Origin of the sequence: Stutzerimonas stutzeri (assembly GCF_002890915.1) — a bacterium.
GTDB classification, from domain to species: domain Bacteria; phylum Pseudomonadota; class Gammaproteobacteria; order Pseudomonadales; family Pseudomonadaceae; genus Stutzerimonas; species Stutzerimonas stutzeri_AF.
This window is the reverse complement of sequence record NZ_POUT01000002.1, coordinates 26,071-43,126: the sequence shown is the minus strand read 5'-3', so window position 1 is coordinate 43,126 and position 17,056 is coordinate 26,071. Positions and strand designations below refer to the sequence as shown.

13 protein-coding genes are annotated in these 17,056 nt (G+C 69.5%); 9 read left to right on the top strand and 4 right to left on the bottom strand.

The genetic code is table 11. The features are described 5' to 3' along the window. Positions 1 to 66: 66 nt before the first annotated feature. Positions 67 to 2,397, bottom strand: a complete 2,331-nt coding sequence (locus CXK94_RS03915) for a glucose/quinate/shikimate family membrane-bound PQQ-dependent dehydrogenase (protein ID WP_102893367.1) — start codon at positions 2,395 to 2,397, stop codon at positions 67 to 69. A gap of 177 nt (positions 2,398 to 2,574) precedes the next feature. After that, positions 2,575 to 3,723, bottom strand: a complete 1,149-nt coding sequence (locus CXK94_RS03910; RefSeq protein WP_102893366.1) for a PQQ-dependent sugar dehydrogenase — start codon at positions 3,721 to 3,723, stop codon at positions 2,575 to 2,577. Between the two features lie 190 nt (positions 3,724 to 3,913). On the opposite strand from CXK94_RS03910, the gene CXK94_RS03905 reads away from it, so the two are divergent. From CXK94_RS03905 to CXK94_RS03890, 4 genes are all read left to right on the top strand, one after another. Then, positions 3,914 to 4,093 (top strand): hypothetical protein, encoded by a 180-nt coding sequence (locus CXK94_RS03905; protein ID WP_013982276.1) that lies wholly within the window; start codon positions 3,914 to 3,916, stop codon positions 4,091 to 4,093. An 87-nt stretch (positions 4,094 to 4,180) separates the two neighbouring features. Then, positions 4,181 to 4,906 (top strand): RNA pseudouridine synthase, encoded by a 726-nt coding sequence (locus CXK94_RS03900; protein ID WP_102893365.1) that lies wholly within the window; start codon positions 4,181 to 4,183, stop codon positions 4,904 to 4,906. A 132-nt stretch (positions 4,907 to 5,038) separates the two neighbouring features. Then, entirely contained in the window at positions 5,039 to 5,809 is a 771-nt protein-coding gene (locus CXK94_RS03895) for a PAAT family amino acid ABC transporter substrate-binding protein (RefSeq protein WP_102893364.1), read from the top strand. A 72-nt stretch (positions 5,810 to 5,881) separates the two neighbouring features. Next, a complete protein-coding gene (locus CXK94_RS03890) occupies positions 5,882 to 6,430 on the top strand; it encodes a hypothetical protein (protein ID WP_102893363.1) in 549 nt (182 codons plus the stop codon). 188 nt (positions 6,431 to 6,618) lie between these two features. Here CXK94_RS03890 and CXK94_RS03885 read toward each other — a convergent pair whose 3' ends face one another. Next, the gene (locus CXK94_RS03885; RefSeq protein WP_037037631.1) at positions 6,619 to 6,807 is read right to left on the bottom strand and encodes a hypothetical protein; all 189 of its coding nucleotides are present in this window, start codon (positions 6,805 to 6,807) and stop codon (positions 6,619 to 6,621) included. Positions 6,808 to 6,962: 155 nt separating this feature from the next. On the opposite strand from CXK94_RS03885, the gene CXK94_RS03880 reads away from it, so the two are divergent. After that, complete coding sequence (locus tag CXK94_RS03880) at positions 6,963 to 7,817, top strand: DUF6279 family lipoprotein (protein ID WP_102893362.1); 855 nt, start codon at positions 6,963 to 6,965, stop codon at positions 7,815 to 7,817. A 154-nt stretch (positions 7,818 to 7,971) separates the two neighbouring features. Here the strand turns inward: CXK94_RS03880 and CXK94_RS03875 are convergent, their stop codons facing one another. Continuing rightward, on the bottom strand, positions 7,972 to 12,294 hold the full coding sequence (locus CXK94_RS03875; protein ID WP_102893361.1) for a DEAD/DEAH box helicase: 4,323 nt from the start codon (positions 12,292 to 12,294) through the stop codon (positions 7,972 to 7,974). A gap of 113 nt (positions 12,295 to 12,407) precedes the next feature. On the opposite strand from CXK94_RS03875, the gene CXK94_RS03870 reads away from it, so the two are divergent. From CXK94_RS03870 to CXK94_RS03855, 4 genes are all read left to right on the top strand, one after another. Next, a complete protein-coding gene (locus CXK94_RS03870) occupies positions 12,408 to 12,713 on the top strand; it encodes a hypothetical protein (protein WP_102893360.1) in 306 nt (101 codons plus the stop codon). A 121-nt stretch (positions 12,714 to 12,834) separates the two neighbouring features. Continuing rightward, positions 12,835 to 14,130 (top strand): ergothioneine biosynthesis protein EgtB, encoded by a 1,296-nt coding sequence (gene egtB / locus CXK94_RS03865; protein ID WP_102893359.1) that lies wholly within the window; start codon positions 12,835 to 12,837, stop codon positions 14,128 to 14,130. Positions 14,131 to 14,132: 2 nt separating this feature from the next. Continuing rightward, a complete protein-coding gene (egtD, locus tag CXK94_RS03860; protein WP_102893358.1) occupies positions 14,133 to 15,095 on the top strand; it encodes an L-histidine N(alpha)-methyltransferase in 963 nt (320 codons plus the stop codon). A gap of 2 nt (positions 15,096 to 15,097) precedes the next feature. Then, positions 15,098 to 16,843, top strand: coding sequence for a S8/S53 family peptidase (locus CXK94_RS03855; RefSeq protein WP_102893357.1), 1,746 nt, complete (start codon positions 15,098 to 15,100; stop codon positions 16,841 to 16,843). Positions 16,844 to 17,056: the final 213 nt, after the last annotated feature.

Below are 17,056 nucleotides of genomic sequence, written 5' to 3'. Positions count from 1 at the left end.
AAGCTGGCGATTCTAGGTCCGTTGACGTTTCGGCGCGAGCCGCGTTGCGGCGGCGGCCGCCTCGCTTCAGCGCGGCAACGCATAGGCGATGACCGAATCCCCGGCCCTGGTGCCCAGCGAGCCGTGGCCGCCGGCGACCACCACCACCATCTGCCGGCCCGAGCGGCTGCGGTAGGTCATCGGCGTGGACTGGCCGCCGGCCGGCAGCCGCGCCTTCCACAGCTCGCGCCCGGTGGCGGTGTCGTAGGCGCGCAGGTAGTAGTCCAGCGTGCCACTGAGGAAGGCCACGCCGCCGGCGGTGAGCATCGGCCCGCCGAGGCTCGGCACGCCCATCTTGAACGGCAGCGGGAGCGGCGCACGGTCGCGCACCGTGCCGTTGCGGCGCAGCCAGTGGGTCTTGCCGGTGCGCAGGTCGGCCCCCGCCACGTAGCCCCACGGCGGCGCGGTACAGGGCAGGCCGAGCGGCGAGACGAACGGGCCCAGCTCCACCGCGAACGGCGAGCCGAAATTCTCGTTGAGGAACGGCTCCTTGCCGGAGACGTAGGTCGTCAGGTCGTCCTCGCGCGGCACCAGGCGCGAGGTGAAGGCCAGGTAGGCCGGCGTGCTGAAGACCATCTGCCGCACCGGATCGACCGCCACCCCGCCCCAGTTGAAGACGCCGAAGTTGCCCGGATGCACCAGCGTGCCCTGGACCGACGGCGGCGTGTAGCGGCCCTCGTAGCGCAGCGAATGGAACTGGATATGGCACAGCATCTGGTCGACCAGGGTCGCGCCCCAGAGGTCCTTGCCCTGCAGTTTCGGCGGTTCGTAGGACAGCGCCGAAGCGGGTTGGGTCTCGGCAGTCCAGTCGCCTTCCGCGGCACCCTGCGGCGCCGGCACCTCGCGCACCGGCAGGATCGGCTCGCCGCTGCGGCGGTCGAGCACGTAGATGTCGCCCTGCTTGGTCGCCGCCACCAGCGCCGGCACCGGGCCGTTCGCAGTCTGGATGTCGACCAGGCTCGGCTGCGCCGGCACGTCCATGTCCCACAGGTCATGGCGCACGGTCTGGAACACCCAGCGCAACCGGCCGCTGTCGAGGTCCAGGGCGACGATCGAGGACGAGAAGCGCTCGCTGTTCTCGCTGCGACGGCCGCCCCACTGGTCCGGCACCTGGTTGCCCAGCGGCACGTAGACCAGGCCCAGCGCCTCGTCGGCACTGGAAATGCTCCAGCTGTTCGGGCTGCTGGCGCTGTAGGTCCGCCCGGCGGCGATGGGTGCGGTCGCCTCGGGGTTGCCGGGGTCCCAGTTCCATTTCAGCGCGCCGCTGTAGACGTCGTAGGCGCGGATCACCCCGGACGGCTCGTTGGCGCGCACGTTGTCGTTCACCGCCCCGCCGACGATCACCAGGTCGCGGGCCACCACCGGCGGCGAGGTGGAATAGTAGAAGCCCTCCTTCACATGCGGCATGTTCGCCCACAGATCCACCTCGCCGTTGTCGCCGAAGCCGGGGCAGATCTCGCCGGTATGGGCGTCCAGCGCGATCAGACGGGCATCGGCGGTGGGCATGAACAGGCGCTGGCGGCAGGCCTGCCCATCGGCGGGCTCCGGCGCGGCGTGATAGGACAACCCGCGGCAAGTCAGGTGCTGCCGGTTGACCGAATGCGGCACCTTGGGATCGAAGCGCCAGCGCTCCTCGCCAGTCTCGGCGTCGAGGGCGATCACCCGGTTGTGCGGCGTGCACAGGTACAGGCTGTCGTCGATCTTCAGCGGCGTGACTTCGTAGGTGGTCTCGTCCGGGTCGTCCGGACCGCGCAGATCGCCGGTGTGGTAGTGCCAGACCGGTTGCAGGCGCTCGACGTTCTGCGGGGTGATCTGCGCCAGCGGCGAATAACGCTGGCCATGCTGGTTGCGACCATAGGCATGCCAATCGCCGGCGGGAACCGGATCGTTGCTGGCGAGCGCCCCGGCCAATGGCTGCGGCAACATGCCCTTGATGTCGTGGCTATCGTGGCCGATGGCGTAGATGGCCGCCGCGCCCCACAGCGCCACCGCCAACAGCAGCGGCAACGCGGCGCCGCCCCAGGGGCGGAAACCGAACGGCTGCCAGCCCAGCTGCCGCACGATCCACGGCGTCAGCAGCCAGAGGCCGAGCGGTACGACGATGCTGCCGCGTGGCGCCAGTTGCCAGCCGTCCAACCCAACCTCGTAGAGCGCCCAGCCCAGCGTGCCGAGCATCAGCAGCGCATGGACCCACAGCGCCGCTCGCCGCCGCATCAGCAGCAACGCGCCGGTGAGCAGGAAACCGATCGCCACGATGGCGAAATACCAGGTCCCGCCGAGGCTGATGACCTTCGCCCCTCCCGCGCCGAGCGCCAGCCCCAGGATGATGCAGAACACACCGCTGACGACTACAGCCACGATCCTCTCCTTCCGTCTTGTTATCGAACCCGGGGCCGTGCCGGCATGCTGGGCCGACGCCCCATGCCCGGGTGCGGAACGCCGCGTTGTGACGACCTCCCAGAGAGTGGACCGACGCAGGCGCGCGATTGCTCCCGTGTCGTGCGGCGATTGACCAACGACGAAGCGGCGTTCGCGCTACCGCGCCTGCAAGCCGACCTGCAGCAGCCTGCCGTTGCCGGCATCGGTGAGCAGATAGAGGTAGCCGTCGGGGCCGACGCGCACGTCGCGGATACGCGCGCCCAGTTCCTTGAGCAGGCGTTCCTCGCCGACGATGCGGTCGTTGTCCAGCTGCAGGCGGATCAGCGACTGGTCCACCAGGGCGCCGATGAACAGGCTGTGCTGCCAGGCGGGAAAACGGTCGGCGTCGTAGAACGCCATGCCGCTGATGGCCGGCGACTTCGCCCAGACGTGATACGGCGGCTCGGTGCCTTCGGCGGTTTTGCCCCTGGCCTCGGGGATCGGCAGCATGCTGTAGTTGATGCCGTGGGTCGCCAGCGGCCAACCGTAGTTCTTGCCGGCCTGGGGGATATTGATCTCGTCGCCGCCGCGCGGGCCGTGCTCGTGGGTCCAGAGCACGCCGCTCCAAGGGTTGAGCGCGGCGCCCTGCTGGTTGCGATGGCCGTAAGACCAGATTTCCGGGCGGGCGCCCTGCTGGCCGACGAAGGGGTTGTCCCGCGGCACCGTGCCATCGGGGCGGAGGCGCACGACCTTGCCCTGGAGCTTGCCCAAGTCCTGCGCGGTCGGCCGCTGGTTGTTCTCGCCGAGGGCGATGAACAGGTAGCCCTCGCGATCGAACACCAGCCGCGAGCCGAAATGGATGCCGTTGGAGAGCTTCGGCTGCTGGCGGAAGATCACTTCGAAGTCCTCCAGCCGGGTCAGATCCTCGCTGAGCCGGCCGCGACCCACTGCCGTCCCGGCCATTCCCTGCTCGCCGGCCTCGGCGTAGCTCAGGTACACCAGCCGGTCCGTGGCGAAATCCGGCGACAGCTGCACGTCCAGCAACCCACCCTGGGCGCGGGCGAATACCTCCGGCACGCCGCCCAGCGGCTCGGACAGGCTGCCATCCAGGCCGACCAGCCGCAGGTGCCCGGGCCGTTCGGTCACCAGCATGCGCTTGCCGTCCGGCAGGAAGGCCAGCGCCCAGGGGTTTTCCAGGCCTTCGACGATCGGCTTGACCAGCACCTGGCCCTGCTCGCTGGGGTAGCGCTGCGGCTCGGCGGCGAAGACGAACGCAGCGACGAAAAGCGAACCGCAGAGCGCGGTGCGAATGACGGGATGCAGCATGGTGGTCCTCCGCTATGGGCCGACGGTCGCCAGCCCGAACCCTGGCTGGCGGACATTAAAGTGAAGACCAAACCAGCCCCGGACGTGCCGCGAAAACGCTTCAAGAAATGACCGCAGACAGAAACCTGAACAAAAAACGATCAAAATCTGTATAATGCCCGGTTCGACCGATTGAAGGAAAAAGCACTCCATGGCCACGAAAACCACCAGCGCCAAGCGCAAGCCCGAACCCGCAACCGAAACCAGCCAGTCGCTCGCCGAGCAGATGGCCGCCTTCCTCAAGGCCGGCGGTGAAATCCAGACCATCCCCAACGGGGTCAGTGGCCAGACCCAGGGACCGTCCCGGCAGATCACCATCAGCAAGAAGTGATGGCCTGAAATCGCAACGCTTTCGGCGAGCCAGCACCGTCCGCACTGCGGCTCGCCGCGTTCTTCCCCACTCCCCGCCGAGTTCAGCATGACCGACCCCGTGCGCCTGTCCAAACGCCTCGCCGAACAGCTCGGCTGCTCCCGGCGCGAGGCCGAGCTGTATATCGAGGGCGGCTGGGTGACCGTCGACGGCCAGGTGGTGGAAGCCCCCTTCCGCAAGGTCGAACCCGCACAACGCCTCGAACTGCGCGCCGGCGCCACGGCGATAGAGATCGCGCCAGCCACGCTGCTGTTGCACAAGCCCGCCGGCCAGGCAGCCAGTACCGATGCCGAAAGCGCCCTGCGCGTGCTCACGGCGGCCACGCACTGGAGCGAAGACCCCAGCCGCATCGAGCCCCTGCGACGCCACCTGCTGCGGCAGAACGAGCTGCTGCCGCTGGATACCGAGACCAGCGGCCTGGCGGTCTTCAGCCAGCAGCGCGAGGTGATCCGCGTCCTGACCGGCTCGCGCAACCGGCTCGAACAGGAATACATCGTCGAAGTCAGCGGCGAGCCCGAGGCCAACGACCTGGCACGGCTCGCCAAGGGCATCGACCATCGCGGCCGGAGCCTGCCGGCGGCCAAGGTCAGCTGGCAGAGCGAGAATCGCCTGCGCATGGTGCTCAAGGAGCCCGCGCCGGGCGAGGTACGCCTGCTCTGCGAAGCCATCGGCCTGCACGTACTGGCGAGCAAGCGCATCCGCATCGGCCGGCTGTCGATGGCCAGGCTGCCGGCAGGCCAATGGCGCTATCTGGGTGCACACGAGCGTTTCTGACCCCACCGCTCGCGCTCCCCGACGCTGCCGGAACACCGGCCAGCGGGGTAGGCTTGCTTTGCACGCGGTGCTGAATCAGTCTTGAGCCACTTGCCGGGTCGAACCGATCCGCTGCCCGTCTCCAGGACCGCAATGCAGAAACTGCTGCTGTTGTTGCTGCTCCTCTCCCCGCTGAACGTCCTGGCGGTCGAGCGCGTCGCTGTCTGGGCCTACCAGCCCTCGCCCCCCTTCGCCTCCGAGCACAGCCAGGGCCTTTCCGAAGCCCTCGTGCAGTTGTTCAACGAGCACTCGACCAACCAGAAGCGCTTCGACTTCCAGCTCACGCAGCTCCCGCGCAAGCGCCTCGATGCGCGGCTCGCCGACAACGAGCCCGGCGTGCTGCTGTGGGCGACCCCCGAATTCTTCCCGGCGCGGCTGACAGCAGGGGCCCACTGGACGCTGCCGCTGCTGTGCGACACCCAGGATTTCGTCTCCCGCAGCGCGGCCCCCTTCGATTACGACGGGCCGCAGTCGCTGCATGGGCGCAGGCTCGGCGGCATCCTCGGGCATCGCTACACAGCCCTGGAAGAGGATATCGGCCAGGGCCTGATCCACCGCGAGGACGTGCACAGCGATCTGCAGAACCTGAACAAGCTGCTCTCGGAGCGCATCGACGTGGCCCTGATGCCACGTTCGGCATGGCTGTTCTACAGCGTGACCGAGGTATCGCAGGCACAGCTATACGTTTCCCCGAGCCCGCTGTACGTGTTCGACCGCCACCTGCTCACCACCGCCAGCCTCGGTCCCGAGGCCACCCAGTTCATCCGGCAACTGGTCACCGACCTGCCGCGCAGCGCCCTCTGGCAGCAGTTGCTCCGGCGCTACGGCCTGCAGCAGATGAGCGCCCCCTGCCCGAAATACTGAGCAAGCGCCTCTGGCGAATCGAAGCTGGCACGGCCCATACTGGCGAAACAACGAATGGAGAACGCGTCAGTCATGAAAAAGGCACTGGTAATCGGCCTGCTGCTGGCCCTCGGCGGTTGCGCCACCGGCCCCTGCGAACCCTGGAGCGGTAGTGCCTGCCGGGCCGAGCAACTGCTGTACCAGAACGACCTGCTGCAAGCGAAGATCCTGATCACCGTCGGCAACGAGGACGGCTACGAACTGGCCCAGGCCTTGCTCGACCGCAGCGCCCCCCTCGACCGGCGCGGAGAGATCGAGCTCTACCAGGCCCTGCTGCTGATCCGCCAGGGGCCGGAAACCTCCCAGGTCCTGCGCCTGCTGGAAAAGGCCAAGGCCAAGGGCCATCCCCACGCCGTCGCCCTGCTCTACAAGATGTACCAGGAGCCCTACCTGCTCGACGAACCCGACCCGGCCAAGGCCGAGCACTACCGCCGGGCCTACGCCGAGCTGGACGTCGCCCGCAGCGGCTATCCCTCGTTCGAGAAAGCCCTGGAAGTGGTCGACCAGTTGGTCACCCCGCCGCCGCCCATGGCCGACTACCGGGCGCCCTGCCCGCAGTATTGCCTGGAGCTGTCGCGCTAGCCCCTACCGGCCAGGTACGCGGGGCATAACATGCGGGGCAGGGCCAATGCATTTCCACGGCGTGACAAAGGGCTGGGTAGGCTGGGTTGAGCTCAGTTGAATGTTGGGCTTCGGCGCTACGCGCCTCAGGCTGCGCGCCCCGACCCAACCTACGCGCCCCGCCTCACCCAGCGCTGCAAGGGTGAACGTCAGGGCGCGGGCGTCTCCGACAGCCGCGGCTCCTGCTCGCCGTTGGCTACGGCGCGCGCTTCCTGCTCGGTGGCGTAGGGGCCGCCGATCAGCGTGCCGTCCAGTTCCACCACCCAACAGACGGCCCAGGTCGGGCGCCAGGCTTTGGGTACGTCTTCGCCGCTGAGGTGCTTGATCTGCGGGGTCATGGCGTTTCTCCACTGCTGTTGGCCAAGTTGCCGCGGCTCGTGTCGCGGCCCATACGGGGAAGACCATGCGCGTCGCAGTTTTTCTCGCCCGACCTGACGAAACCGCCGCCGGTGCCGCGGCTCTACAGAACTGACGTTACAGGCGAGGACCCGCGATGCGCTTGACCGGCCGGCTGTTTCTGCTGACGCTGCTCGGCTGCCTGCTGCTGGCGGGCTGCAGCCGCGCGACGCTGGTCTACCGCAACCTCGACCTGCTGGTGCCCTGGACGCTCGACGACTACCTGGACCTCGACCGCAGCCAGCGAAGCAAACTCAGAGAGCGGCTGGGCGAACACCTCGCCTGGCATTGCCGGACCCAGTTGCCCGACCTCCTCGCTGGGCTCGAGCGTTTACGCCAGCAGAGCGCCGGCGGCGAACTGGACCGTGATCACCTGCGCCTGCATTACCTCGAGGCGAAGCAGGCGATTCACGCGATCGCCGTCGAAATCACCCCGACCGCCACCGAGCTGCTGCGTGACCTCGACGATGCCCAGGTACGCGAGCTGGCCCGGGCGCTCGACAGCAACCGCCTGGAACATCGCGAGCAATACCTGGCGCCGCCGCTGGAGCGGCAGATACGCGAACGGGCCGAACGCATGCAGGAACGCCTCGAACACTGGTTCGGGCCGCTCGACGCGGCGCAGCGCCAACGCGTGCTGGCCTGGTCGCACGGCCTCGGTGCGCAGAACGCACGCTGGCTGAGGAACCGCGAACACTGGCAGCGCAGCCTGCTCGACGCGCTGAATGCGCGCGGCGAACCGGGCTTCGCTGCGCGCATCGCACAATTGCTGCAGGAGCGCGAGACCCTGCTGGGCGAGGCCGACCGCACCGCGCAACGCAGCGCCGAACAGGCCGCGCTGACGCTGCTGGCCGACCTGCACGGCATGGCCGACGAACGCCAACGCGAGCATCTGCAGCAGCGCCTGGCACGGATGCGCCAGGATTTCGCCACGCTGGACTGCCTGCCCTAGCACATATCGGCAGTCGATTCTGCAGGAGCCCGCTTGCGGGCGATCCGGCGCAACACCGATGATCGCCGGCAAGGACTCGGCGTCCCCCGGGCTCCGACAAGGACTCCGACGCAACACCAGGGCTGTTGACGTTTCGTTCGCGGCCGCGCCGGAATCAACCTCTCCCTAGCAGCCGCCGGACCTCGTGCTGCCCGACCTCGTCCAGCTCGGCCAGCAGCTGCGGCTTGCCGGCCACCAGCGCCGCCAGCGGCACGCCGTCGCGGTAGAGGATGCGGTTGCCGGGCAGCGCCGGCACCTTGTCGCCGGGCAGCAGCGTGCCCAGCTGATTCAGCGGATCGACCGCCGACACCGCCAGCCATTCGCCGGACAGAGGCCGCTTGCGCACCTCGCGCAGCAGGCCGAGCGCTTCCGGCAGGGCGAACTGTTCGCCGGCCACGCCGGCGACGAAGCGCCCGCCGCGGATCTCGCCGCGTGCCTCCAGCCGGTGGTAGACCCGCAACAGTTCGCGCCACGGCGGCAACCAGTCGGCCTCGCGCGCCAGCAGCCGCCAGAACACCACGCCGTAGCGGCGCAGCAGCACCCGGGCGATATGCTCCAGCACCGCGGGATCGAGTGTGGGCCGGCACGCCGGCGGTTCGGCATTCGCGCCGGGTCTGCGCACCAGCGCCCAGCGGCCGGCATCGGCCATGCCACCGATGAAGGCGCCGCCGCGGGTGCGCCGCGCCGTGCGCGAACGCTTGCTGGCCGGCGTCAGCAGCGCGCGCAGGCCGGCGAAACTGTCGGCGTTCACCAGCCCCACCGCGACCAACTCGCCCAGGGCATCCTCCAGCTCGCTGCGCAGCAGGTGCGCCTCGTGCTGCAGTTCGTCGAAGAACAGCGCACCCTGCGCCTGCAGGCAGTCGAACACCCGCTGCGCCCGCGAGGACAGTTCCGGCATTGGCGCGTCGCTCGCCAGCGCATACCAGGCAGTCAGCTGGCGCCGCGGCAGCAGCACGAGCGGCGTACCGCGCACCGGCCCGCCGCTGGCCTTGAGCCGGCCGGCCAGGCGCGTCCAGACGATGCGTCCGGAGCGGCACAGCTCGTCCAGCCAGCTGCCGCCGTAGTCCTTCAGCCGCGCCGGCAACAGGTCGCCTTCCCAGGCCGCGGCGGCCGCCTGGAAGCCTTCCAGTTGCTCGACCAGCGCGGCCAGCGCCTCGCGCCCCTGCAGCCGCGTGGTGCTTGCCAGGTGCTGCCAATCGAACAGGAAACGCATGAAATCGGCGCGCTCCACCGGCTCGATCTCCCGCCGCAGGCGCCTGACCGTGTAGCGATGGATGCGCGCCAGCAGGTGCCGCTCGCACCATTCTTCCTCCACCGCGCCCGGCGTGAAGCGCCCGCGCAGCACGTAACCCTGGCTTTCCAGGCGGGTCAGCGCCAGCGCCACGGCCGAGGCCGGCAGGGCCAACGGCCGCGCGATCAGCGGCACCGGCAGCGGGCCGAAGCCGCTCAGCCGCGCGCGGATCAGCTCCACCAGCGCCGCCTCTTCATCGAGCGGCGCCTCATGGTCGGCCGGCAGTTGCAGGCGCGGCTCGAACGGCGCCTGGGGATAGATCGCGCGCAGCAGCGCCAGGCGCTCCAGCGGCAGCCACAGGGCGCGGTCGTGGGCGACCGGCATGCGCGTCGCACGGCCGCCGCGGGCCAGCTCGGCGAGCCATGGCAGCCACTGCGGCTGTTCCACGGCCTCGGCTTCGGCGATGCAGCCCAGGGCGACCAGCGCCTCGTGCATCTCGTCGGCATTGCGCACCTCCGGCCAGGCCTCCTGGCGCACCGAGTCGATCGCCTCGGGGTCCAGCGCGCCGAGGTCGTCGCTCGATTCCGGGTCGCTCCAGCGCCGGCCGAGCACCGCCTGGGTGCGCCGCTCTTCCAGCGGTGCGTCGTCGAGAAAGGCATAGGGCCGCGCGCTGAGCACCTCCATCGCCAGCGGCGACGGCGCCGGCAGGTCGCGCGCGAGCAGCTCCACCACGCCGCTTTCCATGTGCCGCAACAGCGCCAGCCAGCCGTCGCTGTCCATCGCTTCGTGCAGGCAGTCGTCGAGGGTCTGGCGCACCAGCGGATGGTCGGGAATCTCGCGCTCGCCGACGATGTTCTCCAGGCAGGCGACCTGGTCGGGGAACACCGTGGCCAGCAGGTCCTCGCTCTTCATCCGCTGCAGCTGCGGCGCCACCTTGCGCCCACCGACCATGCGCGGCAGCGCCAGCGCGGTGACCGCGTTCCAGCGCCAGCGCACGCCGAACAGCGGCGCGTCCAGCAGCGCCTGGATCAGCACCTGCTCGGCGCTGGCCGAATGCAGGTAGCGCCAGACCTCCTCCAGGGCGAAGCTGTGGCTGGTGGACAGCGAGAGGATGATGGCGTCCTCGGTGGCCGCCGCCTGCAGCTCGAAGTTGAAGGTGCGGCAGAAGCGCTTGCGCAGCGCCAGGCCCCAGGCGCGGTTGATGCGGCTGCCGTAGGGCGAATGGATGACCAGCTGAGTGCCGCCGGACTCGTCGAAGAAACGCTCCATCACCAGCCGCCGCTGGGTCGGCAGTGCGCCCAGCGCCGAGCGTGCGCGGGCCAGGTATTCGACGATCTGCCGCGCCGCGGGCTCGGGCAGGCCGAGTTCGTCCAGCAGCCAGTCGATCGCCGCTTGCAGCCGGTGCGCCGTCTCTGCAGGCGCACCGCTGCCGGCCAGGCGTGCATCGATCTCGCCGCGCAGCCGCGCCACGGCGAAGGACAGCTCATCGCTGCGCCCCGGCGCCTCGCCGAGCCAGAAGGGGATGTTCGGCGGCTGGCCCTGGGCATCCTCGACGCGCACCCGCCCCGGCTCGATCCTGAGGATGCGGTAGGAGGTGTTGCCCAGCTGGAAGACGTCGCCGGCCAGGCTTTCCACGGCGAAGTCCTCGTTCACCGTGCCGATGTTCAGCCCCTGCGGCTCCAGCAGCACGGCGTAGTCGGCATTGTCGGCGATGGTGCCGCCGGAGGTCAGCGCGGTCAGCCGCCCGCCGCGCCGGCCGCGCAGGCTGTGGCCGACCAGGTCGCGATGCAGGTAGGCGCCGCGCGGGCCATGACGGGTGGTGTAACCCTCGGCGAGCATCTGCAGCAGCGCCTGGTAGTCGGCGTCATCGAGCGCGGCATAGGGCATGGCGCGGCGGATCAGCGCCAGCAGCGCGTCCTCGCGCCACTCGCCGCAGGCCACCTCGGCGACGATCTGCTGGGCCAGCACGTCCAGCGGCGCCCGCGGGATCGCCAGGGTGTCCAGTTCGCCGCGGCGCACGGCATCGAGCAGCGCCGCGCATTCGATCAGGTCGTCGCGCGAGCTGGGGAACAGCCGCCCCTTGGACACCCCGGCGACCTGGTGCCCGGCGCGACCGACGCGCTGCAGGAAGGCGGCGATCGAGCGTGGCGAGCCCAGCTGGCAGACCAGTTCCACGTCGCCGATATCGATCCCCAGTTCCAGCGAGGCGGTGGCCACCAGCACCCGCAGTTCGCCGCGCTTGAGCTTCTGCTCGGCATCCAGCCGCTGCTCGCGCGCCAGGCTGCCATGGTGCGCGGCCACCACCGTACTGCCCAGGCGTTCGGACAGGTGCCGCGCGGCGCGCTCGGCCATGCGCCGGGTGTTGACGAAGACCAGCGTGGTGCGGTGCTCGCCGGCCAGTGCGGCGAGACGATCGTAGACCAGCTCCCAGGCGTCGTTGCTCATCACCGCTTCCAGCGGCACCGGCGGCACCTCCAGCGCCAGGTCGCGGGCGCGGCCATGGCCGATGTCGACGATCTCGCAGGCGCGGCCGCTACCGACCAGGAACTGTGCGACGGCCTCGATCGGCTTCTGCGTCGCCGACAGCCCAACCCGCACCAGCGGCCGGCCGCAGAGCGCCTCCAGGCGCTCCAGCGACAGCGCCAGGTGGCTGCCGCGCTTGTTGCCGGCGATGGCGTGGATCTCGTCGACGATCACGCTCTGCACCTGCGCCAGCATCTGCCGGCCGGAGTCCGAGCCGAGCAGCACGTAGAGCGACTCCGGCGTGGTCACCAGGATATGCGGCACCCGCTTGCGCAGCGCCGCGCGCTCGGCCTGCGGCGTATCGCCGGTGCGCACCGCGGCGCGGATTTCCAGTGGCGGCAGGCCCAGGCGCGCCAGCTCCGCGCCGATCCCGGCCAGCGGCGCCTCCAGGTTGACGTGGATATCGTTGGACAAGGCCTTGAGCGGCGAGACGTAGAGCACCGTGGTGGCATCGGCCAACCCGCCCTCGGCCAGGCCCTGCCGCACCAGTTGGTCGATGGCGGCGAGGAAGGCCGTCAGCGTCTTGCCCGAGCCGGTGGGCGCCGCCACCAGGGTCGAACGCCCGGCGCGGATCAGCGGCCAGGCGGCGGCCTGGGCCGGCGTCGGCGCGGGAAAACTGCGCGCGAACCAGCCGGCCACCGCCGGGTGGAAGGCGTTCAGCGGATCGGGGGAAGGCATGCTCATGCGTCGAATATGGTGCCGCCGCTGCCGCTGCACAAGCGACAGCCCGTCGGTGGCGCGGAAACGGCTCCGGCGCGCGGGGGTCAACCGTCGCACAGCCCGCAACGGAGACGACCATGACCACCACCCCGCTCAGCCTCGACAACGCCATGCAACTGGCTGCCGAGGCCTTCCTGCCCTGCGGTTGCGTCACCAGCGCCAATCCCGAGGACGACAGCTTCGGCTTCACCGTGATGAGCGGCAGCGGCGAGGAGCTGGTGCGGGTGCCGCAGGTGCGCGACTACGCCGACCCGGCACGCATGGCCCAGGTGATCGAGCAGACCCGCCAGGAGCTGATCGACAAGGGCTGCGCCCTGGAACCCTGGAGCATGCCGTTCATCGCCGACGCCAGCGCCATTCCGGAAACCACCCCGAACTACTGATGCCGGTCGCGGCCTGTCCCGCGTCTCGCACCAGCCGGGTGCCGGCCGAAACTTTTACGTTGCGCTTCGGGTCGCTATAGGAGGTGGTTTCGGCCGCTGAAACTTGGACAAGGGGACGCCCATGGGCAATCTGGCATACCAGCCGAAACAGCAGCCGGCACTTGCCGAACTCGATCACCTGTTGCAGCGCTATCGACAGGTGCGCGCCGCCAGCGAGACGATCTGCGCACCGTTGCAGGTCGAGGACTACGTCATCCAGAGCACCCCCGAAGTCAGCCCGCCGAAATGGCACCTGGCCCACGTCAGCTGGTTCTTCGAGACCTTCCTGCTGCTGCCCTACCTGCCCGGTTACCGACGGCTCAACGAGGCCTACGACCATCTGTTCAATTCCTACTACGAAACCCACGGCACGCCGTTCCCGCGGGCCCGGCGCGGCGTGCTGTCGCGCCCGGGGGTGGAGGAGATCTATCACTACCGCCTGCATGTCGACCAGGCGATGGCCGAACTGCTGAGCAACCCGCCACGCGAACAGGCTGGCGAGATCGTCCGCCGCGTCGACCTGGGCCTGCAGCACGAGCAGCAGCATCAGGAACTGCTGCTGATGGACATCAAGCACATCCTCGCGCAGAACCCGATGCACCCGGTCTACCGGGCCGACCTCCAGCCGCCCCGGCACCCAGCCGCGGAGCGGCCGCGCTGGTACGCGTACGCCGGCGGCGTTCAGCACATCGGCCACCCCGGCGGCGATTTCGCCTTCGATTGCGAGAGGCCGCGGCACCGCCAGTTCGTCGAGGATTTCCAGCTGGCCGGACGCCTGGTGAGCAACGCCGAGTACCTGTCGTTCATCGCCGACGGCGGCTACGCCCGCCCCGAGCTGTGGCTGGCCGATGGCTGGGAGCTGATCCAGCGGGCCGGCTGGCACGCGCCGTTGTACTGGCTGCACGCGGACGACGCCTGGCACGAGATGACCCTCGGCGGGCTGCGGCCGCTGGACCTGGAAGCACCGGTCTGCCACGTCAGCTACTACGAGGCCGATGCCTATGCGCGCTGGGCCGGTGCACGCCTGCCCAGCGAGGCCGAATGGGAGCTGGCGGCGGCGGATCAACCGCTGCGCGGCAACTTCCTGGAAAGCGATTACCTGCAGCCCGTCGCCGCCGTACCGGGGCATGGCGGCCCGCTGCAACTGTTCGGCGACGTCTGGGAATGGACCGCCAGCGCCTACCTGCCCTACCCCGGCTTCCGCCCGCTGGAGGGCTGCCTGGGCGAATACAACGGCAAGTTCATGTCCGGCCAGATGGTGCTGCGCGGGGGCTGCTGCGCCACCCCGGAATCGCACATGCGGGTCACCTATCGCAACTTCTTCCAGCCGGCGATGCGCTGGCAGTTCGCCGGGCTGCGCCTGGCCAGGGGGCTTTGAACATGGCGCTGGCCATCCATTTCCACGATCAGCTGCAGCAACCCCATGAAGCCTCGCTGCGCGACGAAGCCCTGGCCGGGTTCGCCGCCACGCCGAAACGTATTTCACCGAAGTTCTTCTACGATCGCCACGGCTCGGAGCTTTTCGAGCAGATCTGCCGGCAGCCGGAGTACTACCTCACCCGCACCGAGGAGCAGATCCTCGCCAGCGCCGCCAACGACATCCTCGACATCGCCGGCCCCCATGCCGACCTGATCGAGCTGGGCAGCGGCGCCAGCCGCAAGGTGCGCCTGCTGCTCGAGGCGCTGCATCCGGCGAGCTACCTGGGCATCGACATCTCCGAGGACTTCCTGCTCTCCAGCACCCAGCGCCTGGCGGCCGACTACCCCTGGCTGGAGGTGCACGCGGCCTGCACCGACTTCTCCCACGGGCTGAACCTGCCGGACGACTTTTCCAGCGAGCACCCGCTGGTGTTCTTCCCCGGCTCGAGCATCGGTAACTTCACCCCGGCCGAAGCCGCGCAGTTCCTGCGCCGCCTGCACGACGTGCTGCCGCAGGGCGGCGGCCTGCTCATCGGCGTCGACCTGATCAAGGAGCTCGACGTGCTCGAAGCCGCCTACAACGACCGCGCCCAGGCCACCGCGGCCTTCAACCTCAACCTTTTGCAACGCATCCGCAACGAGCTGGACAGCGACATCGAGCCCTCGCGCTTCGTCCATCGCGCCTTCTTCAACGAGGCCGAATCGCGTATCGAGATGCACCTGGTCAGCCCTGCCGCGCAGGAGGTGGCCATCGAAGGCCGGCACTTTCATTTCGCCGCCGGCGAGAGCCTGCACACCGAGAACTCCTACAAGTACACCCTCGAGTCCTTCGCCGCGCTGGCCCATGCGGCCGGCTTCGACTGCAGCGGCCAGTGGACCGACCCGCGCGGCCTGTTCAGCGTGCATTACCTGCGTCGGCGCTGAACATGCGCGGCGCCGTCGTCTGCCTGCTGGGCACGCTGGCCTGCGCGCCGGCATTCGCCGAAGAGGCCCTGCGCATCACCGAGCTGCAGCGCTGCGGCGATCTGTTCGCCCACGATCGACTGACCTGGTGCCTGCACGCCAGCGGCCTGCCCGAGGCGCCGGTCCGCCTGCGACTGGCCGGTGAGCCGCTGCCCACCGAGCGGGTCGAGCGCGACGGCGATCGTCTGCGCCTGAGCCTGCCCGCCGCCGAACACCGGAGCGGGCCGCTGTGGCTGGAGCACGACGGCCAGCGCAGCAACCCGGTGTGGCTCTCGCTCGGCCGCAGCCACGTACTCGCAGCCACGGCCGACGAGGTCGCCGAGAACATGGATGGGCTGAGCACCTACCTCGACCTGGTCAGCCTGATCGTCGAGGAAGACCAGGACGGCCTGGAGACCGCTCGGCGACTGGCGGAGAAATACGGCGCGAAGGTGGTGGGCGCCATCGCGCCGCTCAACACCTACCAGCTGCGCCTGCCGGTGGCGAACCTCACCGAGCGCGACGCCATGCTGCTGCGCCTGGGCAACGAGGTCGGCGTCGATGCCGTGGTGATCGAGGAAACCGCTACCGAAGGCGGCGAGCAGGAAACCGGGCGCGAGCACTCGCAGAATCGCGAATGGGCGGCCAACCGCTTTCTCGACGCGGTGGACTACTACCGCGCACGCATCCCGGCCAAGCGCGTGCCGATAGATACCGAAGCGGTGCGCATCGGCGTGATCGAGCGCGCGGTGGATTTCGACGCGCCGAATTTCGCCGGCTACCTGCAGCCGTGCGACCCCGGCAAAGGCCGCACCTGCCTGTACGCGCGCGACGCGGACAAACCCGACAGCCATGGCAGCAGCGTCGCCGGCATCCTCGCCGCACGCGCCGCCGATGCCCGCGACAGCGGCTTTCTCAGCGCGCTGGACGACGTCGGCCCCGGCTTCGAAGTGATCGTCGAGCCCAATTCCGGCAGTGGCATCGCCGCCAAGGTCGCGGCCTCGGTCAACCTGGTGGAAGACGGCGTGCGGATACTGAACTGGAGCTGGGGCCTGCACCGCATCGGCACGGTGGACGTCGACGGCGAGCCGGTGGATTCGCTGCTGCGCTCGGGCATCGCCATGAGCGGCTACGAAGAACTGCTGGAGGAATTCTTCCTCTGGCTACGCCGCGAGCATCCCGACGTGCTGGTCGTCAATTCGGCGGGCAACGGCTCGGCCCGCTCCGGGCGCGACGACTACCGACTGCCCTCCTCGTTCGTCACCGAGCAGTTGCTGGTGGTCGGCGGCCACCAGCGCAGCCGGCGCCAGGACGTGCCGGTGGAGCATCCGCAGTACACCACCAAGCGCGCCTCGTCCAACCTCGACATGCGCGTCGACATCACCGCGGCGGCCTGCATTCGCGCGGCGACCCTGGATGCCGATCAGCGCGGCGCAGTGCACTGCGGCACCTCCTACGCCACGCCGCTGGTGGCCAGCACGGTGGCGGCGATGTTGTCGATCAACCCGCACCTGGAACCGGAGCAGGTACGCGAGCTGCTGCGGCGCAGCGCCATGACCATCGGTCGCGATTCGGATTTCGAGCCGGCCGAGGCCGACGACCTGACGGCGCCGATCCTGCCGTCGGAACGCAACGACCGGCTCGACGACCGCGACGTCGGCCGCTCGGCGCGGCTGGACATGCGCAAGGCGCTGGAGCTGGCGGTGGAAAGCCTGCGGCATGCGCGCTGAAGGCATGCAGCGCCGTCGCGCAGCAAACAGGGGGGCAGGTTCCTGTAGGAGCGCGCCCTGCGCGCGAACCCGGCCCCGCGAAAGCATCGAGTACTCCGTTCCGGCTTTGCCCGGGTGTGGTGCGAACCCCGTTCGGCGGGTTGCAACCCGCCCTACGCCTGAAACCGTAATGCCGTTCAGAGGAGCTTGCTGGCGATCCGCCGCAGCGCCGAT